This is a genomic window from Limnohabitans sp. TEGF002, from assembly GCF_055395845.1.
The window spans coordinates 2536587-2554766 of record NZ_AP029224.1 but is presented as its reverse complement, the minus strand read 5'-3'; the positions used below and the strand labels follow the sequence as shown (position 1 = coordinate 2554766).

The following is an 18180-nucleotide window of genomic DNA, read 5'->3' as shown; positions in this document are numbered from 1 at the left end:
GACAAAGGTCTCCGTTCAATGGTCTTCGGCTGGGGCGCGGGGCAGGGCTCGGTTGCGCAAGATGGTGGAGGCGATGCCGCTGGCCATGATCAGGGCGATGCCCAGCCAGCCCATGAGGGGGATGTGCTCACCAAACAGCATCAGGCCAAACAAGGCACCAAAGACGATACCCGAATACTGCAGATTGGCCACCACCAGGGTGGAGCCTCGGCTGTAAGCCTTGGTCATGCACAGTTGGCCCAACGCCGCCAGCACACCCACCGGCAGCAACCACAGCAAGCTGGGCCAAACCCATGGACTCATGCCGGTGACGAGCATCAGCACCGCGCCCACCACGGTGGTGCCCACCGAAAAATAAAACACGGTGCGGGCTTCGGGTTCGTTCAGTCGCCCCAACGCAGCCACTTGAATGTAGGCCAGTGCAGCGATCAAGCCCGAGAGCAGACCGATGAGACCGGCAAACAATTGGTCTTGTTCGATGGTGGGGCGCAGCAGCAAGATGACGCCGCCGAAACCTGCGATCACCGTCAGCACGATGGGGCCTTGCCGGGTGGCTTCTTGCAGTCTGCCCATGACCAAGGTGCCGCCCACCAGAAAAACCGCCACCCAGATGCCGCTCATGTAATTGAGCGTCATGGCGGTGGCCAGTGGCAGGTGGGCAATGGCATAAAACCAGGCGGCCAGTGAAGTGACACCGACCACCGAACGCCAGACATGCATCATGGGAATCGGCGTGCGCAAGGGAACACCCTGTATTCGGCACAAGCTGGCCATGAAGATCACACCGATCAGACCCCGGAAAAAAACCAGTTCAAAAGTATGGAAGTGGGCCGATGCGTATTTGATGCACACGCCCATCGTGGAGAAGAACAAGGATGCCAGGATCATCCAGGAGGCTTGCATCTTCGCCTTGGGTTCAGAGGGTGCTCATCTGGCGACGGTACCACTCGTGGAAGTGCTGCATGCCGTCTTCCATGGGGCTCTGGTAAGGGCCGACTTCGTTGTCGCCGCGTGCGAGCAGGGCTTTGCGTCCCGCGTCCATGCGCTCGGCGATTTCGTCGTCCTCGATGCAGGTTTCCATGTAGGCCGCTTGCTGCGCCTCGACGAATTCGCGCTCGAAGGCCACGATTTCTTCGGGGTAGTAAAACTCCACCATGTTCAGCGTCTTGGTCGGGCTGATCGGGTGCAAGGTCGACACGGTGAGCACATGCGGGTACCACTCGACCATGATGTGGGGGTAGTAGGTCAGCCAGATCGCGCCGCGCTCGGGGAGTTGGCCATTGCGGTATTTGAGCAGCACTTCGTGCCATGTTTTGTAAGCGTCAGAGCCGGGCTTGCCAAAGCCGCCCGACACGCCCACGGTCTGCACCGAGTAGTGTTCCTTGAATTCCCAGCTCAGGTCGTCGCAGGTGACGAACTGGCCCAGTCCCGGATGGAAGGGGCCGACGTGGTAGTCCTCTAAATAGACTTCAATGAAGGTCTTCCAGTTGTAGTTGCACTCGTGCAACTCCACCCGGTCCAGGGCATAGCCGTCGAAATTGAGTTGCGAACGTGGCCCCATGTTGGCCAGGTCGGCGGCAATGTCGCGGCCGTTGTCTTCAAAGAGCAGGCCGTTCCATTCCTGCAACTTGTAGTTGTTCAGGTTCAGGCAAGGGTCGTGCGAAAAATGGGGTGCGCCCAGGAGCTCCCCTTTGGGCGAGTAGGTCCAGCGGTGCAGGGGGCAAACGATGTTGCCGCCAGCGCTACCCTTTTGTTGGGTTTGCAAATTGCCCCGACCGTTCAACATGACGGCCTGACGGTGGCGGCACACGTTCGAGACGAGCTCGACCCCGCCTTGGGCGTTGCGCACCAAAGCGCGGCCTTCGCCCTCGTGGGGCAGGGCGTAATAGTCGCCCGGGTTAGGGACCGCCAGCTGGTGACCCACGTAGCGGGGGCCTTGCCGGAAGAGCGTGTTCAATTCGCGCTGAAACAGCGCTTCATCGAAATAAGTGGAAACTGGTAGTTGGCTTGCGGCCTGCTGCAGTTGAAGACTTAAATCAGACATGGGTGACCTGACCTAGAGACTCCCCCTATGAAGGGGCAGGGACAAAGCGCTGAATTCAAGGAAAACCGCGCAAAAAAATGACAGGGGTGACCCTGCCGATGAACCGAGATTCTACCCCGGGGGGTGCCTCTGTTGGTCGTGACTTCACAAGCCTTGATAAATTCAGGGTCTCCGGTTGAGCAGGTGCCTGGTGGCTGCCCATGTCCGTCTTGTGGACTTGACAGGGTCAACTGTCAGCTTTGTCTAGGCTTAAGGCCTAAAATCGGGTTTTTTCCCGGAATACCCCATGCCCAAGGCCGCCCCCACCGACCCCGTTGACGCCCCGGCAGCACCCCTGCCCGCCACGTACGAAGCGGCTTTGGCGGAGCTGGAGTCGCTGGTCGGTCAATTGGAATCCGGCCAAATGCCTTTGGACCAGCTCTTGACAGGCTACCAGCGTGGCGCTGCTTTGCTGGCGTTGTGTCGTGACAAGCTCAAGGCGGTGGAAGACCAAATTCAGGTGCTGGACGGCGGGCAACTCAAACCCTGGAGCGGTGCATGAGTGTTTTTGACCTCAAAGCCTGGATGCAGCCGCATCTGGAGCGGGTTGAGCAAGCGCTGTCGCAAGGCATTGCCGCCGATTCGCCCGCCCAACTGGGCGAAGCCATGCGCTACGCCGTGCTCGACGGTGGCAAACGCCTGCGCCCCTTGTTGGTACTGGCCACGGCCGAGGCGGTGGGTGATGCCCCGCAAAGCGCGGCGGCCCTCAATGCGGCTTGTGCGCTGGAACTCATCCATGCTTACTCGCTGGTTCACGACGACATGCCCTGCATGGACAACGATGTGCTGCGGCGCGGCAAACCGACGGTCCATGTGCAGTTTGGCGAGGCCCAAGCCCTGCTGGCCGGTGACGCCTTGCAGACCCTGGCCTTTGAAATACTAACCCCTGCAGACGCCAGTGTGAGCGCTTCAGTGCAAGCCGCCTGCGTCGGTTTGCTGGCCCGGGCTTCGGGTTACCAAGGCATGGCCGGAGGCCAGGCGATTGACCTGGCCAGCGTGGGCCACCGCCTGAGTGAAGACCAACTGCGCCAGATGCACCGCCTCAAAACCGGGGCCTTGCTCTTGTGCAGTGTGCAGATGGGCGCGGCCTGTGTGCCCGGCGTGTCTGCCCCCGTCCAGGCGGCCTTGAGTCGATTTGGTCAGGCACTGGGCCTGGCCTTTCAAGTGGTGGACGATGTCTTGGACGTGACGGCCGATTCGGCCACGCTGGGCAAGACTGCAGGCAAAGACGAAGCCGCCGACAAACCCACTTATGTGGCCCTGATGGGGCTGGATGCAGCCAAGACCTATGCCGATGCGCTGGCCGCTGAGGCGGTGCAAGCCCTGGTCGACACTGGTTTGCCCGAGGCCCGTTTGGCCGCTTTGCGCGCCTTGACCGCCATGGTGGTAGAAAGAAACAACTGACATGACCGATTTGCTCAAGACCATCGACTCACCGGCCGATCTGCGCCGACTGCAGCGTACCGATTTGCCCCAATTGGCCGACGAGTTGCGCCACTGCGTGCTTGACAACGTCTCCAAGACCGGTGGACACCTGAGCTCCAACCTCGGCACTGTCGAGTTAACCGTGGCTTTGCATTACGTCTTCAACACCCCCGAAGACCGCATCGTTTGGGACGTGGGCCACCAGACTTACCCGCACAAAATTTTGACCGGCCGTCGTGACCGTATGCCCACGCTGCGCCAGTTTGGCGGCCTGTCGGGCTTTCCGCGCCGCGACGAGAGCGAGTACGACACCTTTGGCACGGCGCACTCGTCCACCAGCATCTCGGCCGCTTTGGGCATGGCCGTGGCCGCTCGCCAAAAAGGCGAGTCGCGCCATTCGATCGCGGTGATTGGCGACGGCGCCATGACCGCCGGCATGGCCTTCGAAGCCTTGAACAACGCGGGCGTGGAAGAGTGCAAGCTGCTGGTGATCCTGAACGACAACGACATGTCGATCAGCCCACCCGTGGGCGCGCTCAACCGTTATTTGGCGCAACTGATGAGCGGGCGCTTTTACTCGGCCGCCAAGGCAGGTGCCAAAAATGTGCTGAAAAACGCACCGCCCCTGTTCGAACTGGCCAAGCGCTTGGAAGAAACCGCCAAAGGCATGGTGGTGCCTGCCACTTTGTTCGAAAAATTCGGTTTCAACTACATCGGCCCGATCGACGGACACGACCTGGAGTCGCTGATCCCGACGCTGGAAAACATCAAAAATCTGGATGGCCCGCAGTTTTTGCACGTGGTCACCAAAAAAGGCCAAGGCTACGAAAAGGCCGAGGCCGACCCGGTGGCCTACCACGGCCCCGGCAAGTTCGACCCGAATGTGGGCCTGGTGCCTGCGGCCACGCCCGCCAAAACCACCTTCACCCAGGTGTTTGGCCAGTGGCTGTGCGACATGGCCGACAAAGACATGCGCCTGGTCGGCATCACGCCCGCCATGCGCGAGGGCTCCGGCATGGTGGCTTTCCACCAGCGCTTTCCCAAGCGCTATTACGACGTGGGCATTGCCGAGCAGCACGCTGTGACTTTTGCAGCGGGTATGGCCTGCGAGGGCCTGAAACCCGTGGTGGCGATTTATTCAACATTCCTGCAGCGCGGCTATGACCAGCTGATCCACGATGTGGCGCTGCAAAACCTGCCAGTCGTTTTCGCGCTGGACCGCGCGGGTTTGGTGGGAGCCGATGGGGCCACTCACGCGGGGGCTTACGACATCGCCTACATCCGCTGCATTCCCAACATGAGCCTGGCTTGCCCAGCCGATGAGCGCGAGTGCCGCCAGTTGCTGAGCACCGCTTATGCGCAAAACCATCCGGTCGCGGTGCGTTACCCACGCGGTGCGGGCGTGGGCACCGAGCCTGGCCGCGACTTGGACACCTTGCCCTTTGGCAAAGGCGAAGTGCGCCGCCAAGGTGAGAAGCTCGCCATTTTGGCCTTTGGCACCTTGTTGGCCCCGGCATTAGAGGCCGCAGAAAAGCTCAACGCCACGGTGGTCAACATGCGCTGGGTCAAGCCTTTGGATGTCGAATTGCTGGCGCAAATTGCGCAAACCCATGAACGCCTGGTCACGGTGGAAGAGGGCTGCATCATGGGCGGGGCGGGAAGCGCGGTGGGCGAAGCCCTGCAGCAGCTGAACCTGCAGCGCTCGGTGTTGCACCTGGGTTTGCCTGATGAGTTCATCGAGCATGGCGACCCAGCCAAGTTGCTGGCGCTGCAAGGCTTGGATGCTGCGGGCATCGAACATTCCGTGCGCCAACGCTGGAGCAATTAAGCCGATCTCGAGAGAGCTGGGGTAACAGGTCTTGAGAATGTTGTTGTTGCCAAATACCCTTTAAATTTAATGGTTTAAAAAAGGGTAAACCCCTGTCTTTGGGGGGGCTGCAGTTTCCTACAATACCTACCGACTTGTGAGTCAATGCCCGGATGTCTCGGGCGTGTCTTTAATTTTCAACAGGAGTCCGTTCATGGATCGTCGTTCCGTTATCAAAAACACTGGCTTGGCTGGCGTCTTGGCTGCAGGTGTTGCACCTGCCGTTCACGCACAAGCCGCTATCCGTTGGCGTCTGAGCTCCAGCTTCCCCAAGGCGCTGGACACCATTCATGGCGCGGCCGATGTGTTCGCCAACAGCGTGAAAGCCATGTCGGGCGGCAAGTTCGAAATTTCGGTGCACGCCGCCGGCGAAATCACACCTCCATTTGGTGTGGTGGACGCTGTGCAGCAAGGCTCGGTCGAGATGGCTCACACAGCCCCTTATTATTTCTTCGGTAAAAACGAGGCGTTCGCTCTGGGTTGCGCCATTCCTTTTGGTATGAACAGCCGTCAGATGACCGCTTGGATGCTCGAGGGCAATGGCCTGAAACTGATGCGCGAGTTTTACGCCCAGTACAACATCATCAACTTCTTGGGCGGCAATACGGGTGCTCAAATGGGCGGCTGGTACCGCAAAGAAATCAAAACTGTCGCGGACATCAAGGGCCTGAAATTCCGGGTCGGTGGTTTCGCTGGCAAGGTATTGGAGCGTATGGGCGCTGTACCGCAAAACATTCCTGGCGGTGAAATCTACACGTCCTTGGAAAAAGGCACGATCGATGCGGCTGAGTGGATTGGTCCCTACGACGACCAGAAGCTGGGCTTCAACAAAGTGGCCCCCTTCTACTACTACCCAGGCTGGTGGGAAGGTGGTCCTCAGTTGGACTTCTTCATCAACCAAAAAGCCTACGATGCGCTGTCGTCAGAAAACAAGGCCATCGTGGCAGCCGCCACTGCTGTGGCTCACACCACCATGCAAGCCAAGTACGATGCCAAGAACCCCGCTGCTTTGAAAGAGCTCGTGGGCAAGGGCACCAAGCTGCGCGCATTCCCAGAAGCGGTCATGAAGGAGTCCTTCAAACAGTCGATGGCTGTGTATGCCGAGCTCAACGCGAAAAACCCCGACTGGAAGAAAATCTACGGTGACTACCGTAAATTCCAGGCCGATCAGAACCTCTGGTTCCGATTTACAGAGATGACCTTTGACAAGTTCATGCAAGCTCAAAAGCTGTGATCTGATTCACCCACAAAAAAACCGGCCTAGGCCGGTTTTTTTGTATCTGGTCGGCAGTCAAAAAGGGGCGCTTTGATCAACGCATGGTGCGAAAGGCCTGGAGTTCGACTTTGAGCCTTTGGAATTCCTCGATCATTTCAGGACTGCTCGCGTAAATCACGGTGAATTTGCCCATCAGTGTTCGCGCGTACAACCTGGGCGCAATCACGGCATCCAAACCGGGTACGCGAATGAGTTTTACATACGCCAAATCACGCAATTCGACTTTCTTGTGCCAGATCCAGGTTTGCTCCAGGGTCTGGGACGTCAGACGTGTTTTGCCCAAAAGCAGGTGTCCGACGGTGTAGGCCATGATGCTCCAAGCCGCCCAAATCCAGAGGTGCTCACTTTGGGCCATTTGCAAACCGTACAACTGGTAAGCCCAAACGGCCAAGCCGAGCACCAGGGCCAGGGCCAACACCTTGAAAGGTAGGCTGAAAGCCGGTGAGGTCAGGGTTTCGCGCGAAGGGGTAAAGCGAAAAGGTGCGGGCCCCAGGTGTCCTGTCAAATCAGGTGGGTGGTTGGAGGTCATTGAAGCAGAGTCCATAAAAAAACGCCTCGGGTTCGAGGCGTTTAAAGCAAGTCGGGTTTTACTTTTTGAACAAGTCGTCAATTTTGTCTTGAGCATCCTTGTCGGACTTGTCTTGATCAGCGCCTGAAGGGGGCGTGGCATTTTCCAACTCGGATGTGCTGTCTTGGGGCATCTCGATGACGACTTTGTCGATGTCCACTTTGACTTCCTTGTCCAGGAAAGCCGTGACTGTTTGAGGCACAAAGATCACGATGACCACCAACAGCAGTTGCATGATGACCCAGGGGATGGAGCCCAAATAAATGTCGTTGGACTTGACCGCAAAGGGAATGCGTTTGTCTTTGAACAAGGTGTCTGCAATACCTCTGAGGTAGAACAAGGCAAATCCAAAGGGTGGGTGCATGAAGCTGGTCTGCAAGTTGACGCACAGCAACACGCCAAACCAGATCAGGTCAATGCCCAATTTGTCGGCCACGGGGGCCAGCATGGGCACGATGATGAAAGCGATTTCAAAAAAGTCGAGGAAGAAAGCCAGGAAAAACACAAAAATGTTCACCACGATCAGGAAGCCCGTTTGGCCACCCGGCAGGCCTGTGAGCAGGTGCTCTACCCACTTGGCGCCATCAACCCCTTGGAACACTTGGCTGAAGACGCGTGAACCGATCAAGATGAACACCACCATGGCGGTCAGGCGCATGGTCCCGTGCATGGCCTCCCACAACAGACTGAAATTCAGTCGTTTGTGCGAAGCCGCGAGGATCAAAGCGCCGACCACGCCCATGGCACCCGCTTCAGTCGGAGTTGCCAGCGCAGAGTCTTGAAATGGCAAACCGCCCATGGAGCCGAGCACCGTGAAGATCAGCAAAGCGGATGGGATGATGCCTTTGAGGCATTTTCTCCACAAAGGCCAGCCATTCAGGGTTCGATCTTCTTTGGGAATCCCAGGTAAAAAATCGGGTTTGATGCGGGTCAGGGCAAAAGTGTAGAGCGCGAACATGCCAATCTGAATCAGCGAGGGGCCCCAAGCACCTTTGTACATGTCACCCACAGGTTTGCCCAACTGGTCGGCCAAAACCACCAGAACCAAAGACGGCGGCACCAGTTGTGTGATCGTTCCTGAGGCGGCCAAGACCCCGGTGGCGTAACGCATGTTGTAACCATAGCGAATCATCACCGGCAAGGAGATCAGCGCCATCGCGATCACTTGCCCTGCAACGGTGCCCGTGATGGCGCCCAAAATAAAACCGACCAGGATCACCGAATAACCCAGTCCGCCTTTCATGGGGCCGAAAAGTTGACCCATGGAATCGAGCATGTCTTCGGCCAGGCCGCACTTTTCCAGGATGGTGCCCATGAAAGTGAAAAACGGAATCGCCAGCAGCAGGTCATTGCTCAGGATTGAAAAAATCGAAATGGGCAAATTGCTCATGAAGGCGACGGGAAACCAGCCCATTTCGATCGCATAAAACCCACTGGCCAAGCCCAGAGCCGCCAAAGAAAAGGCAACCGGAAAGCCCACCAGCATCACCACGACAAGGCCCGCGAACATGATCGGGGCGAAATTTTCCATTTGCATTGGAAGTCCTATTTGTTGTTATGTATTGAGGTTTTTCAGGCCCTGAAGCTCACTGCAGGGGTTTCTCATAGTGTGTGTCCATCGCATATTGACCCGTGAGGTAAGCCACACGCTTGATCAATTCGGCCAAGCCTTGCAACCAGACCAAGGCAAAGCCCAATGGCAATGCCAATGTGGCGGGCCAGCGGATCAGCCCCCCAGCGTTTTGGCTCACTTCACCTGAAACCAAGGTGTTCATGAAATAGGGGTAAGACAGCCACGCCAGGTAGCCCATGATGGGCATCAGAAAAACGATGATGCCGAAAATATCGACGTAAACAGGGCCATTGCCTTTGAGCTTGCCATAAATGAGGTCCACCCGAACATGTTCGTTGACCTTGAGCACATAAGGTGCACCCACCATGACGATCCAAGCAAACAAGTACCACTGGATTTCAATCAGGCCATTCGAGCTCCAATCGAAGCCGTAGCGGACAAAGGCATTTCCTGCACAAATCATGGCAGCCATCAAAACGGCCCATGAAGCGATCATGCCAAAGCCATTGCTGAGCCAGTCCATGAAACGTGCAAATTTGAGTAAGGCAGTCAAGACATCTCTCCAATCCATAAATGACAAGGGGCCTGTGTTTGGCCCGCGCGCAAAGCTCCCGCTTTGCAACGGGGCCAATGGTAACAACGCCTGTGCCCTTCCATGGCGTTTTGATGACTTCATTGTTTGATTTTTTCTGTGCCCGGCTTGAATTTCCATCAATCGCCACACAATGGACCCGTGCAAACCCATTTTGTACGTAATATCCCTTACGTTGAGGCCTTTTCAGAACGGTGCGCCCACCAAGGCAGTCGGTGTTTCAAGGACTGAACCTGTCCCGAGGTGTTGCCCGCTTGATAACCCAACAAGTTGTTGATTTGTTGTGTCCACTCTGGAGATTGGAGCATGCTGCGAAGCTGCTGCACAGGTGGTGAGTCGACGGCACTTTTCAGGCAAACAAGCCAATAGTCCTCTTGTTCCAAAGGCACGAAATCCAGCCCTTGAGCCTGTGCTGCAGAGCCGATGCCCAAACCCACATCGGCTTGACCGGCTGCGATGCTGGCGGCTACGGCCGCATGTGAGGGTTCTTCTTGGGTGTAGCCCACGATGTCTTGCGCTTTAAGCGCCGCAGCGCTCAGCCATTGGTCCAGCAGCAAGCGTGTACCTGTGCCGGGACTGCGGTTGACAAAGCGCACGCCCGGTTTCAACAGGTGATGCAATTCGTGCAGATTCAGGGGATTGCCCGGTTGCACCATCAAGCCTTGCTGTCGGCTGGCAAACCCGATCAGTTTGTGCAAACCGGTTTTGAGCAGAGGTTTGTAGGTGCGTGCCACCAAGGAATGGGCTGCAGGTTGCGACGGAGCGTGAAAGCCCGCTATGCTGCAGCGTCCCTCGTTCAGGGCACGGATGGCATCCACACTGCCGCAAAAACGCAAATCCAGGTGTAGAGATTGGGTCGCAGCATGTTCCCGCAACTGAACCAGGGCATCGTCGTGGCTGGCAAAAATGGGCAGCACATGGTGCTCTGGGTCAAAAGCGACCGAAAAGGTTTTTTCCAGTTCGGCTTGCAAAGCCCTGATTTGGGGGGCGAGTCGGGCTTGGGCTTGCCTTTCTGCCCACAGCAATTTGTCTGCAAACTCACTGAGTCGCGCAGATTGGCCTTTTTCCCAAAGAATCAGGGGTTGCCCCAGGTTCAGTTCCCAGCGCTTGAGCTCGCCCCAAACATGTCGGTAAGAGAGCTTCAACGATTTGGCAGCGGCTGCGATCGAGCCAGCTTCTCGCACAGCCTGGAGGGTGTCCATGAGGGGGTTTCGCAAAGGACTGAGCCGATCGCGGGCGATCTCGTCAGTTTGATGCGGTGTCCAGTGGTAAGAGAGGTCAATGTGTTGCACAAACGTGAGTTTGCCTGATTGGCAGATGCTGACCAGCGCGTCTTGCACATTAGCTATGCAAACTTGTTCATAGTGGACACCCCTCATGCTGGGCCGATCGCTTGTCCCTTAGCATCCACAGCGCTGTATGAACACCTTCTCCGACAGCGTCCTGACGGCGCTGAACCTCGTCACCTCTTTTGATCCTGCCTTGTGGGTGGTCGTCACTCGGTCTTTGGCCGTGAGTGCCACGGCCTGCCTGCTGGCCTATGGCGTGGGTGTGGCGCTGGGCGCCTGGTTGGCGGTGACGCGTTTTGCCGGGCGTGGTGCGGTGCTGGTGGGTCTGAACACTTTGCTGGCGCTGCCTTCTGTGGTGGTGGGCCTGGTGGTGTATTTGCTGCTGTCGCGCACCGGGCCTTTGGGTTTTTTGGGTTGGATGTTCAGTTTTCAGGCCATGGTGCTGGCCCAGTTCATTTTGGTGGTGCCGGTGGTGGCCGCGCTCACGCGCCAGGTGGTCGAAGATGTGGAGCGCCAGCATGGCGAACAATGGGCCTCGCTGGGCGCAGGCCCTTGGCTGCGCAGCTTGCTGCTGGCCTGGGACGAGCGCTTGGCACTGTTGACCATTGGCGTCACGGCATTCGGCCGTGCCATCTCTGAAGTCGGTGCGGTGATGATCGTGGGCGGCAACATCGATGGCTTCACCCGGGTCATGACCACGGCCATTGCCCTGGAGACCAGCAAGGGCGACCTGCCGCTGGCGCTGGGTCTGGGCATGGTGCTGCTGGCGGTGGTGTTGCTGCTCAATGCGCTGGTGGCGGGGCTGCGGCGCTGGGGCGAGGCACGCCATGCGCGGCCAGCTGCGGCCGATGGTCTGGTGGGTGCACAGCCATGAGCTCCGTGCAGATCACGCTGGACGCGGTGAGCGTCCAGCTGGGCGCGCAACAGGCCTTGAAGGGCGTGAGCTTGCACATTGCGGCGGGTGAACGCGTGGCACTGGTGGGGGCCAATGGCTCGGGCAAAAGCACTTTGCTGCGCACACTGCATGGTTTGGTGCCGCCCACACAAGGGCTGGTGACTCAAGCGCCGGGTGTGCGTCAGGCCATGCTGTTCCAAAGGCCGCACATGCTGCGCCTGTCGGCCCTGAACAATGTGGCGCTGGGGGTGTGGCTGGACCGTTCGCTGGCTTTGAATTGGCGCGCCGCGAAAGCCTTGGCCATGCAGGCTTTGCAACGTGTGGGCCTGCAGTCTGTAGCGCAGCAAAACGGTCGCCAGTTGTCGGGTGGGCAGCAGCAGCGCCTGGCCTTGGCCCGCGCCTGGGCGCGGCAACCCGATGTCTTGCTGCTGGATGAACCCACGGCCAGTTTGGACCCGCACGCCAAGCGTGAGGTGGAGGCTCTGATGGCCGACTTTGCGGCAGGCCCAGCACCTGAGAAGCCTTTGACCTTGGTCTGGGCCAGCCACAACTTGGGTCAAGTCAAACGCCTGGCCACCCGCGTCATTTATCTGGAGTTCGGCCGCATCTTGGCCGATCTGCCTGTTTCTGATTTTTTCAACCCCACCTTGCTCGCCGAGCGAAGCCCGGCAGCCCATGCTTTTGTTCAAGGAGAACTTTCATGACTTTCAAAACTTCCATGACCCGTCGCGCTTTGGTGTGCGCCGTTTTGGCCACCACCTCGGTCTGGGCGCAAGCCCAATCGATCGTGATGTCGTCCACCACCTCCACCGAGCAGTCGGGTTTGTTTGCGCACTTGTTGCCCGCCTTCAAAAAAGCCAGCGGCCTGGACGTGAAAGTGGTGGCACTGGGCACCGGTCAAGCGCTGGACATGGCGCGCCGGGGTGACGCGGATGTGGTGTTTGTGCACGACAAGGTGGCTGAAGACAAATTTGTGGCCGATGGCTTTGGCATCAAGCGTTTGCCCGTGATGTACAACGACTTCGTGTTGATCGGCCCCAAAGCCGACCCGGCATCCACCAAAGGCAAAGACATCGTGGCTGCCTTGGCCAAGTTGTCTGCCGGCAATGCAGCCTTTGTGTCGCGCGGTGACAAGAGCGGCACGCACGCCGCCGAACTGCGTTTCTGGAAGATGGCCAATTTAGACGACAAAAAAGGCAGTGGCTACAAAGAGTGCGGTTGCGGCATGGGCCCAGCTTTGAACATCGCGGCGTCTTCTGGCGGCTATGTGTTGGCCGACCGTGCCACTTGGCTTAACTTCAAAAACCGCGCCGATCTGGCCATTTTGGTGGAGGGCGACAACCGCTTGTTCAACCAGTACGGCGTGATGGTGGTCAACCCCGCCAATCATGCGCACGTCAAACAGGCGGATGCGCAGAAGTTTGTCGACTGGATCACCTCGGCCGCAGGGCAGGGCGTGATTGCCGATTACAAGATCGGCGGCGAGCAGCTGTTTTTCCCGAATGCGGGTAAGTGATCTGAGGCTGGATCAGCTTTTGGGCAAGCCGAGTTTGCGGTAAACCGTGGCGCGGCTGATGCCGAGGTTGCGTGCGGCTTCGGCCACGTTGCCTCTGGTTTGCTGGACGGCTTCGCGGATCATCTCGGTCTGCACATCCTTGAGGGGCTTGGCAGCCACAGGCACACGTTCAGCGGTCATCCCGCTCTGTGCAGTCAAAAGTCGGGCGCCCGGGCGCAAAGCTTGAGTTTGCAAACGCAGGCCCGACCACAGTGGCAACTCTTGTGTGCCGGTCTGGCGGCTTGCCGCGTCGAACAGGCTTTCCCAGGAAGAGGCAAACACCTCACTGGCGTGCATTGTTTGGCCATCGGTTCCGGGTGACATGGACAGCATTTGCCGCGCTGTCGGGTTGGCCCCTACGATCTGACCGTTGTGGTCAAGCGTGAGCAAGCCGTCGCTGTCGTCACCGGGTTGGTTGCCGGGCCAGTTAAGGCGCAACACCAGCGCATGATCGGTGGACAGCAGCCAGCTGTTTTCGATGCTGCGGGCTGAGCGGCGCACCAGGTGTTTCAGGGCAGGGCGCTCGTTGGTTTCTATGCCCGTCAGGTCCAGCATGCCGGCGCACAAGCCGTCAGGACCAAAAACCGGTGCTCCAGCGCAGCTGTACACGCTGTTGTCCTTGAAAAAATGCTCTCCTCGATGCAACCAGACTGGTTGCAATTCGGTTAGGGCGGCGCTGATTGCAGTGGTGCCCACGGCGCGCTCGGACAAATCCACGCCCACGCGGGCGATCACCTCGGCTCGGCGGTCTTGCCGGTCCACCGGGCCGTGCACGTCGACCACGATGCCATCGGCATTGGTCAGGATGGCGAAATAACGGATGTCGGCAATGGCCCGCGCCAGCTCGACCAGCACCGGCTGGGCCGCCTGCACCAAGGGGCGGCTGGCTTCCTGAACTCGGCGCATGTGTTGGGCAGAGATGGCGTCAAACCCCACCGCCTGGCCCGGCTGCAGGCCCATGGACAGGCAGCGCTGCCAAGATTGGGAAATCCAGGGTGACACGCCGCTGCCCAGGGTCTCGGAGCGTCCCTGAAATGCCAAGTCACGGGCTTGTTCAATCCGCTGCAAGCGGTCACTGTGGTGTGCAGTCAGAGGCATGTCAGATGTGTATCAGGCTGAGAATTTTTGCGTCAACCCTCACAAACCTAGGGTTAATCCGAATCGGTTTGAAGGGGTAATCACCAACAATGTCTATGCATTCTGATTCATAAGCGCGGGCTTGAGAAGTCCGACACCTCACAGGAGACACACATGCAGAAAGTCCTGCACATCAATCCGGACAAATGTACCGGCTGCTTGCAGTGCGAAATGGCCTGTTCTTTCGAGAACTACGGCACATACGCCACCTCCAAATCCCGCATCAAGGTGTTTGACTTCCACCACACCGGCAAAAAAGTGCCCTACACCTGCACACAGTGTGACGAAGCCTGGTGCCTGCACGCCTGCCCTGTGGAAGCCATCACCGTGGACAAAGCCACCGGCGCCAAAGTGGTCAACGAATCCACCTGTGTGGGCTGCAAGGTCTGCACCATCGCCTGCCCATTCGGCACCATCAACTACGTGCAAGAGACCGGCAAGGTGCAAAAGTGCGACCTGTGCGGTGGCGATCCGGCTTGTGCCGACGCATGTCCAACTGGTGCCATCACATTCGTGGACGCCAACTGGACCGGCATCGACAAGATGAAGCAGTGGGCCGACAAGTTGGGCAATCAGCCCTCGGCCTCTTAAATCCCCCCATAAGGAGCATCAACATGTCTTGGGCTGGAAAAATTCTCCGCGTCAACCTCACGGCTGGCACCGTCAAATCCGAACCGCTGAACATGGAGTGGGCCAAAGCCTACCTCGGCTCACGCGGTCTGGGCAGCAAATACCTGATCAGCGAGATCGACCCCAAAGTCGATCCTTTGTCTGCTGACAACAAACTCATCTGGGCCACAGGCCCACTGACCGGCACCATGGCTTCCACCGGTGGCCGTTACACCGTCATCACCAAGAGCCCGCTGACCGGCGCGATCGCTTGCTCCAACTCGGGTGGCTATTGGGGCGCTGAGCTCAAAATGGCCGGTTGGGACATGGTCATTTTTGAAGGCGCATCGGCCAAGCCGGTGTACTTGCACATCAGCGACGACGAAGCCGAGTTGCGCGATGCAAGCCACCTCTGGGGCCAAAGCGTCTGGAAGACCGAGGAAATCCTCAAGTCCAGTCTGCAAGATCCTTTGCTGCGCGTTTGCAGCATCGGCAAGGCCGGTGAAAACGGCGTGCTGTATGCCGCCGTGGTGAACGACCTGCACCGTGCGGCTGGCCGCTCGGGCGTGGGTACCGTCATGGGCAGCAAGAACCTCAAAGCCATTGCGGTGCGCGGCACCAAGGGCGTGGGCAATATGCAAAACCCCAAGGCGTTCATGGCCGCGGCCAAGGCAGCCAAAAAGGTGCTGGCCGATAACGCCGTAACGGGCCAGGGTTTGCCTGCTTACGGCACCCAGGTGCTGATGAACGTGATCAACGAAGTCGGTGGATTGCCCACACGCAACCACCGCGATGTGCAGTTTGAAAGCGCCAAAGACATCTCGGCCGAAGCCATGGTCACGCCCCGCGAGACCGATGGCAAAAAGCACCTGGTGACCAACCAAGCTTGCTTTGGTTGCACCATCGCTTGCGGTCGCATCAGCAAGATGGACGAAGGTCACTTCTCGGTCAAGAACAAGCCTGAGTACTGGGGCGCCAACGGTGGCCTGGAATACGAAGCGGCTTGGGCGCTGGGCGCAGCCAACGGCGTGAAAGACCTGGAAGCGCTGCAATACGCCAACATGATCTGCAACGAAGAAGGCTTTGACCCGATCAGCTTTGGTGCCACCATCGGTGCCGTGATGGAGCTGTACGAAATGGGCGTATTGACCAAAGAGCAAATCGGTGTGGAAGCACCGTTTGGCTCGGCCGAAGCGCTGTGCGAGTTTGTCGACATGACCGCCAAGGGCGTCGGTTTTGGCAAGGAAATTGGCATGGGCTCCAAGCGCCTGACCGCCAAATACGGCCACCCCGACCTGTCCATGAGCGTCAAGGGCCAAGAGTTCCCCGCCTATGACGGCCGTGTGATCCAAGGCATTGGCCTGGCTTACGCCACCTCCAACCGGGGTGCTTGCCACCTGCGCGGCTACACCATCGCCTCTGAAGTGTTGGGCATCCCGGTCAAGACAGAGCCGACCGAGCACGAAGGCAAGCCAGAATTGGTCAAGGCCTTCCAGGACGCGACAGCCGCCTTTGACTCGGCAGGCATCTGCGTCTTCACCAGCTTTGCCTGGACCCTGGCCGACGTGGCCCCTCAGGTGCAAGCCGCTTGTGGCGAAGAATTCACCATGGAGCACTTGAACCACATTGGCGAGCGTATCTGGAATATGGAGCGCGATTTCAACAACGCCGCCGGCTTCACCAAGGCCGACGACAACCTGCCCAAGCGCCTGATGACCGAAGCCGCCAAAACCGGCCCCGGCAAAGGCATGGTCAGCAAGTTGGAAGAAATGTTGCCCAAGTACTACGACGCGCGTGGCTGGGACGGTGAAGGCCGCCCCACATCGGCTACCCGGGAACGTCTGGGTTTGTGACCTTGCCCCTGTAGGAGCGAGCGCCTGCTCGTGAAGCCTTCACCGTAGGGGTGCGCTTCTACAGGAAATCAAGCGGCCTGCGGGCCGCTACCTGTTTCTGGAGTCCGTTTCATGACCCACCACGTTATCTTGGGTGCAGGCCCTGCCGGTGTCATCGCCGCTGAGACCCTGCGCAAGCACGCCCCCGCCGACACCATCACCCTGGTGGGTGACGAACCCGATGCGCCTTATTCGCGCATGGCCATTCCTTACTTGCTGATCGGCAACATCGAAGAGCAGGGCACCTACCTGCGCAAGAGCGCCACCCACTTTGACGATTTGCGCATCACGCAAGTTAAGGCCAAAGTCACCCACGTCGATGCGGCTGGCAAAACCGTGCACTTGGACAACGGCCAGCCGATGGCCTTTGACAAGCTCTTGATCGCCACCGGTTCGCACCCCGTGCGCCCACCGATTGTCGGCATGGATCTGCCTGGCGTACACCCGTGCTGGACGCTGGAAGACGCCCGGGCCATCCAGGCGTTGGCCAAGCCCGGTGCCCGTGTGCTGCAAATGGGCGCAGGCTTCATTGGCTGCATCATCATGGAAGCCTTGGCGGCTCGTGGCGTCAAGCTCAGCGTGGTGGAGATGGGCGACCGCATGGTGCCCCGCATGATGGGCCCTGTGGCGGGCGGCATGATCCGCGACTGGTGCGAAGCCAAAGGCGTGCAGGTGTTCACCGGCACCAAGGTCGAAGCCATCAGCCAAGGCGAAGAAAAAGGCTTGCTCGGCAAGTTGGCTTCTGCGGTGGGCTTGACCTCTGACGATGCCAGCGGTGCGCTGCAGGTGCGTTTGTCCAATGGCCAAACCGTCGAGGCCGATCTGGTCATCAGCGCCACGGGTGTGCGCCCAGCGATTGGCTTTTTGAAGGACAGCGGCATCACCTGCCTGCAAGGCGTGTTGACCGACCAGCACCTGCAAACCAATGTTCCCGGCATCTTCGCTGCGGGCGATTGCGCCGAAGCATTTGACATGGTCAGCGGCAAAACGATTGTGAGCGCCATCCAGCCCAACGCCGCCGAGCAGGCGCGTGTGGCCGCGCTCAACATGCTGGGCCAAAAAACCGAGCTCAAAGGCGTGACGCAAATCAACGTGCTCGACACCCTGGGTTTGATTTCCACCAGTTTTGGCAACTGGGAAGGCGTGGCCGATGGCCAATCTGCCGTGTTGACCGACAAGGCCGCAGGGCGTCACCTGAGCCTGCAGTTCAAGGACGATGTGATGATTGGCTGCAACAGCGTGGGCTGGACCGAACATGTGGGCGTGATGCGTGGCCTGGTCGAAGGCCAGGTGCACTTGGGCGAGTGGAAAGACCGACTGATGCACGACCCGACCAAGCTGGTGGATGCTTATTTGGACTGCGCACAGGGCCAGGGCCGCTGGAGTGGTGCCGCCGATGCGCGTCGCCGCTGAAGCGAC

Annotated in this window: 17 protein-coding genes; 10 read left to right on the top strand and 7 right to left on the bottom strand. The window is 58.9% G+C overall.

The features are described from left to right. Positions 1–15 precede the first annotated feature (15 nt). Positions 16–903 carry a DMT family transporter gene (locus ACZ5SR_RS12720; RefSeq protein WP_464449024.1) on the bottom strand — a complete coding sequence of 296 codons (888 nt, stop codon included), beginning with the start codon at positions 901–903 and terminating at the stop codon, positions 16–18. Positions 904–916: 13 nt separating this feature from the next. Beyond that, positions 917–2044 carry an aromatic ring-hydroxylating oxygenase subunit alpha gene (locus ACZ5SR_RS12715; protein WP_464449023.1) on the bottom strand — a complete coding sequence of 376 codons (1128 nt, stop codon included), beginning with the start codon at positions 2042–2044 and terminating at the stop codon, positions 917–919. 286 nt (positions 2045–2330) lie between these two features. Here ACZ5SR_RS12715 and xseB point away from each other — a divergent pair, with 286 nt between their 5' ends. From xseB to ACZ5SR_RS12695, 4 genes are all read left to right on the top strand, one after another. Continuing rightward, on the top strand, positions 2331–2585 hold the full coding sequence (xseB, locus tag ACZ5SR_RS12710; protein ID WP_464449022.1) for an exodeoxyribonuclease VII small subunit: 255 nt from the start codon (positions 2331–2333) through the stop codon (positions 2583–2585). After that, positions 2582–3487 (top strand): polyprenyl synthetase family protein, encoded by a 906-nt coding sequence (locus ACZ5SR_RS12705; RefSeq protein WP_464449021.1) that lies wholly within the window; start codon positions 2582–2584, stop codon positions 3485–3487. Before xseB ends, ACZ5SR_RS12705 begins: the two co-directional genes overlap by 4 nt. Before the next feature lies 1 nt (position 3488). Then, positions 3489–5336, top strand: coding sequence for a 1-deoxy-D-xylulose-5-phosphate synthase (dxs, locus tag ACZ5SR_RS12700; protein ID WP_464449020.1), 1848 nt, complete (start codon positions 3489–3491; stop codon positions 5334–5336). A gap of 193 nt (positions 5337–5529) precedes the next feature. After that, positions 5530–6609: a TRAP transporter substrate-binding protein gene (locus ACZ5SR_RS12695; protein WP_464449019.1), complete on the top strand. Its 1080-nt coding sequence runs from the start codon at positions 5530–5532 to the stop codon at positions 6607–6609. A gap of 76 nt (positions 6610–6685) precedes the next feature. Here the strand turns inward: ACZ5SR_RS12695 and ACZ5SR_RS12690 are convergent, their stop codons facing one another. From ACZ5SR_RS12690 to ACZ5SR_RS12675, 4 genes are all read right to left on the bottom strand, one after another. Further along, positions 6686–7195, bottom strand: a complete 510-nt coding sequence (locus ACZ5SR_RS12690) for a hypothetical protein (RefSeq protein WP_464449018.1) — start codon at positions 7193–7195, stop codon at positions 6686–6688. Between the two features lie 43 nt (positions 7196–7238). After that, a complete protein-coding gene (locus tag ACZ5SR_RS12685) occupies positions 7239–8756 on the bottom strand; it encodes a TRAP transporter large permease (RefSeq protein ID WP_464449017.1) in 1518 nt (505 codons plus the stop codon). Positions 8757–8805: 49 nt separating this feature from the next. Then, complete coding sequence (locus ACZ5SR_RS12680) at positions 8806–9345, bottom strand: TRAP transporter small permease subunit (protein WP_464449016.1); 540 nt, start codon at positions 9343–9345, stop codon at positions 8806–8808. A gap of 209 nt (positions 9346–9554) precedes the next feature. After that, entirely contained in the window at positions 9555–10676 is a 1122-nt protein-coding gene (locus ACZ5SR_RS12675) for a substrate-binding domain-containing protein (protein ID WP_464451049.1), read from the bottom strand. Positions 10677–10803: 127 nt separating this feature from the next. Here ACZ5SR_RS12675 and ACZ5SR_RS12670 point away from each other — a divergent pair, with 127 nt between their 5' ends. The 3 genes from ACZ5SR_RS12670 to ACZ5SR_RS12660 are packed head-to-tail and all read left to right on the top strand — an operon-like array spanning position 10804 to position 13084. Then, on the top strand, positions 10804–11547 hold the full coding sequence (locus ACZ5SR_RS12670; RefSeq protein ID WP_464449015.1) for an ABC transporter permease: 744 nt from the start codon (positions 10804–10806) through the stop codon (positions 11545–11547). Further along, on the top strand, positions 11544–12272 hold the full coding sequence (locus ACZ5SR_RS12665; protein WP_464449014.1) for an ATP-binding cassette domain-containing protein: 729 nt from the start codon (positions 11544–11546) through the stop codon (positions 12270–12272). Before ACZ5SR_RS12670 ends, ACZ5SR_RS12665 begins: the two co-directional genes overlap by 4 nt. Positions 12273–12286: 14 nt before the next feature. Then, positions 12287–13084, top strand: a complete 798-nt coding sequence (locus tag ACZ5SR_RS12660; protein WP_464451048.1) for an ABC transporter substrate-binding protein — start codon at positions 12287–12289, stop codon at positions 13082–13084. 12 nt (positions 13085–13096) lie between these two features. Here ACZ5SR_RS12660 and ACZ5SR_RS12655 read toward each other — a convergent pair whose 3' ends face one another. Further along, the gene (locus tag ACZ5SR_RS12655; protein WP_464449013.1) at positions 13097–14221 is read right to left on the bottom strand and encodes a sigma-54-dependent Fis family transcriptional regulator; all 1125 of its coding nucleotides are present in this window, start codon (positions 14219–14221) and stop codon (positions 13097–13099) included. Between the two features lie 153 nt (positions 14222–14374). Between ACZ5SR_RS12655 and ACZ5SR_RS12650 the strand changes: the two genes are divergently transcribed. The 3 genes from ACZ5SR_RS12650 (at position 14375) to ACZ5SR_RS12640 (ending at position 18174) form a co-directional block, all read left to right on the top strand. Beyond that, on the top strand, positions 14375–14851 hold the full coding sequence (locus ACZ5SR_RS12650) for a 4Fe-4S dicluster domain-containing protein (RefSeq protein ID WP_019427650.1): 477 nt from the start codon (positions 14375–14377) through the stop codon (positions 14849–14851). Between the two features lie 23 nt (positions 14852–14874). Continuing rightward, positions 14875–16722: an aldehyde ferredoxin oxidoreductase family protein gene (locus tag ACZ5SR_RS12645; RefSeq protein WP_464449012.1), complete on the top strand. Its 1848-nt coding sequence runs from the start codon at positions 14875–14877 to the stop codon at positions 16720–16722. A 111-nt stretch (positions 16723–16833) separates the two neighbouring features. Then, positions 16834–18174: an NAD(P)/FAD-dependent oxidoreductase gene (locus ACZ5SR_RS12640; RefSeq protein WP_464449011.1), complete on the top strand. Its 1341-nt coding sequence runs from the start codon at positions 16834–16836 to the stop codon at positions 18172–18174. The last annotated feature ends 6 nt before the right edge of the window (positions 18175–18180 follow it).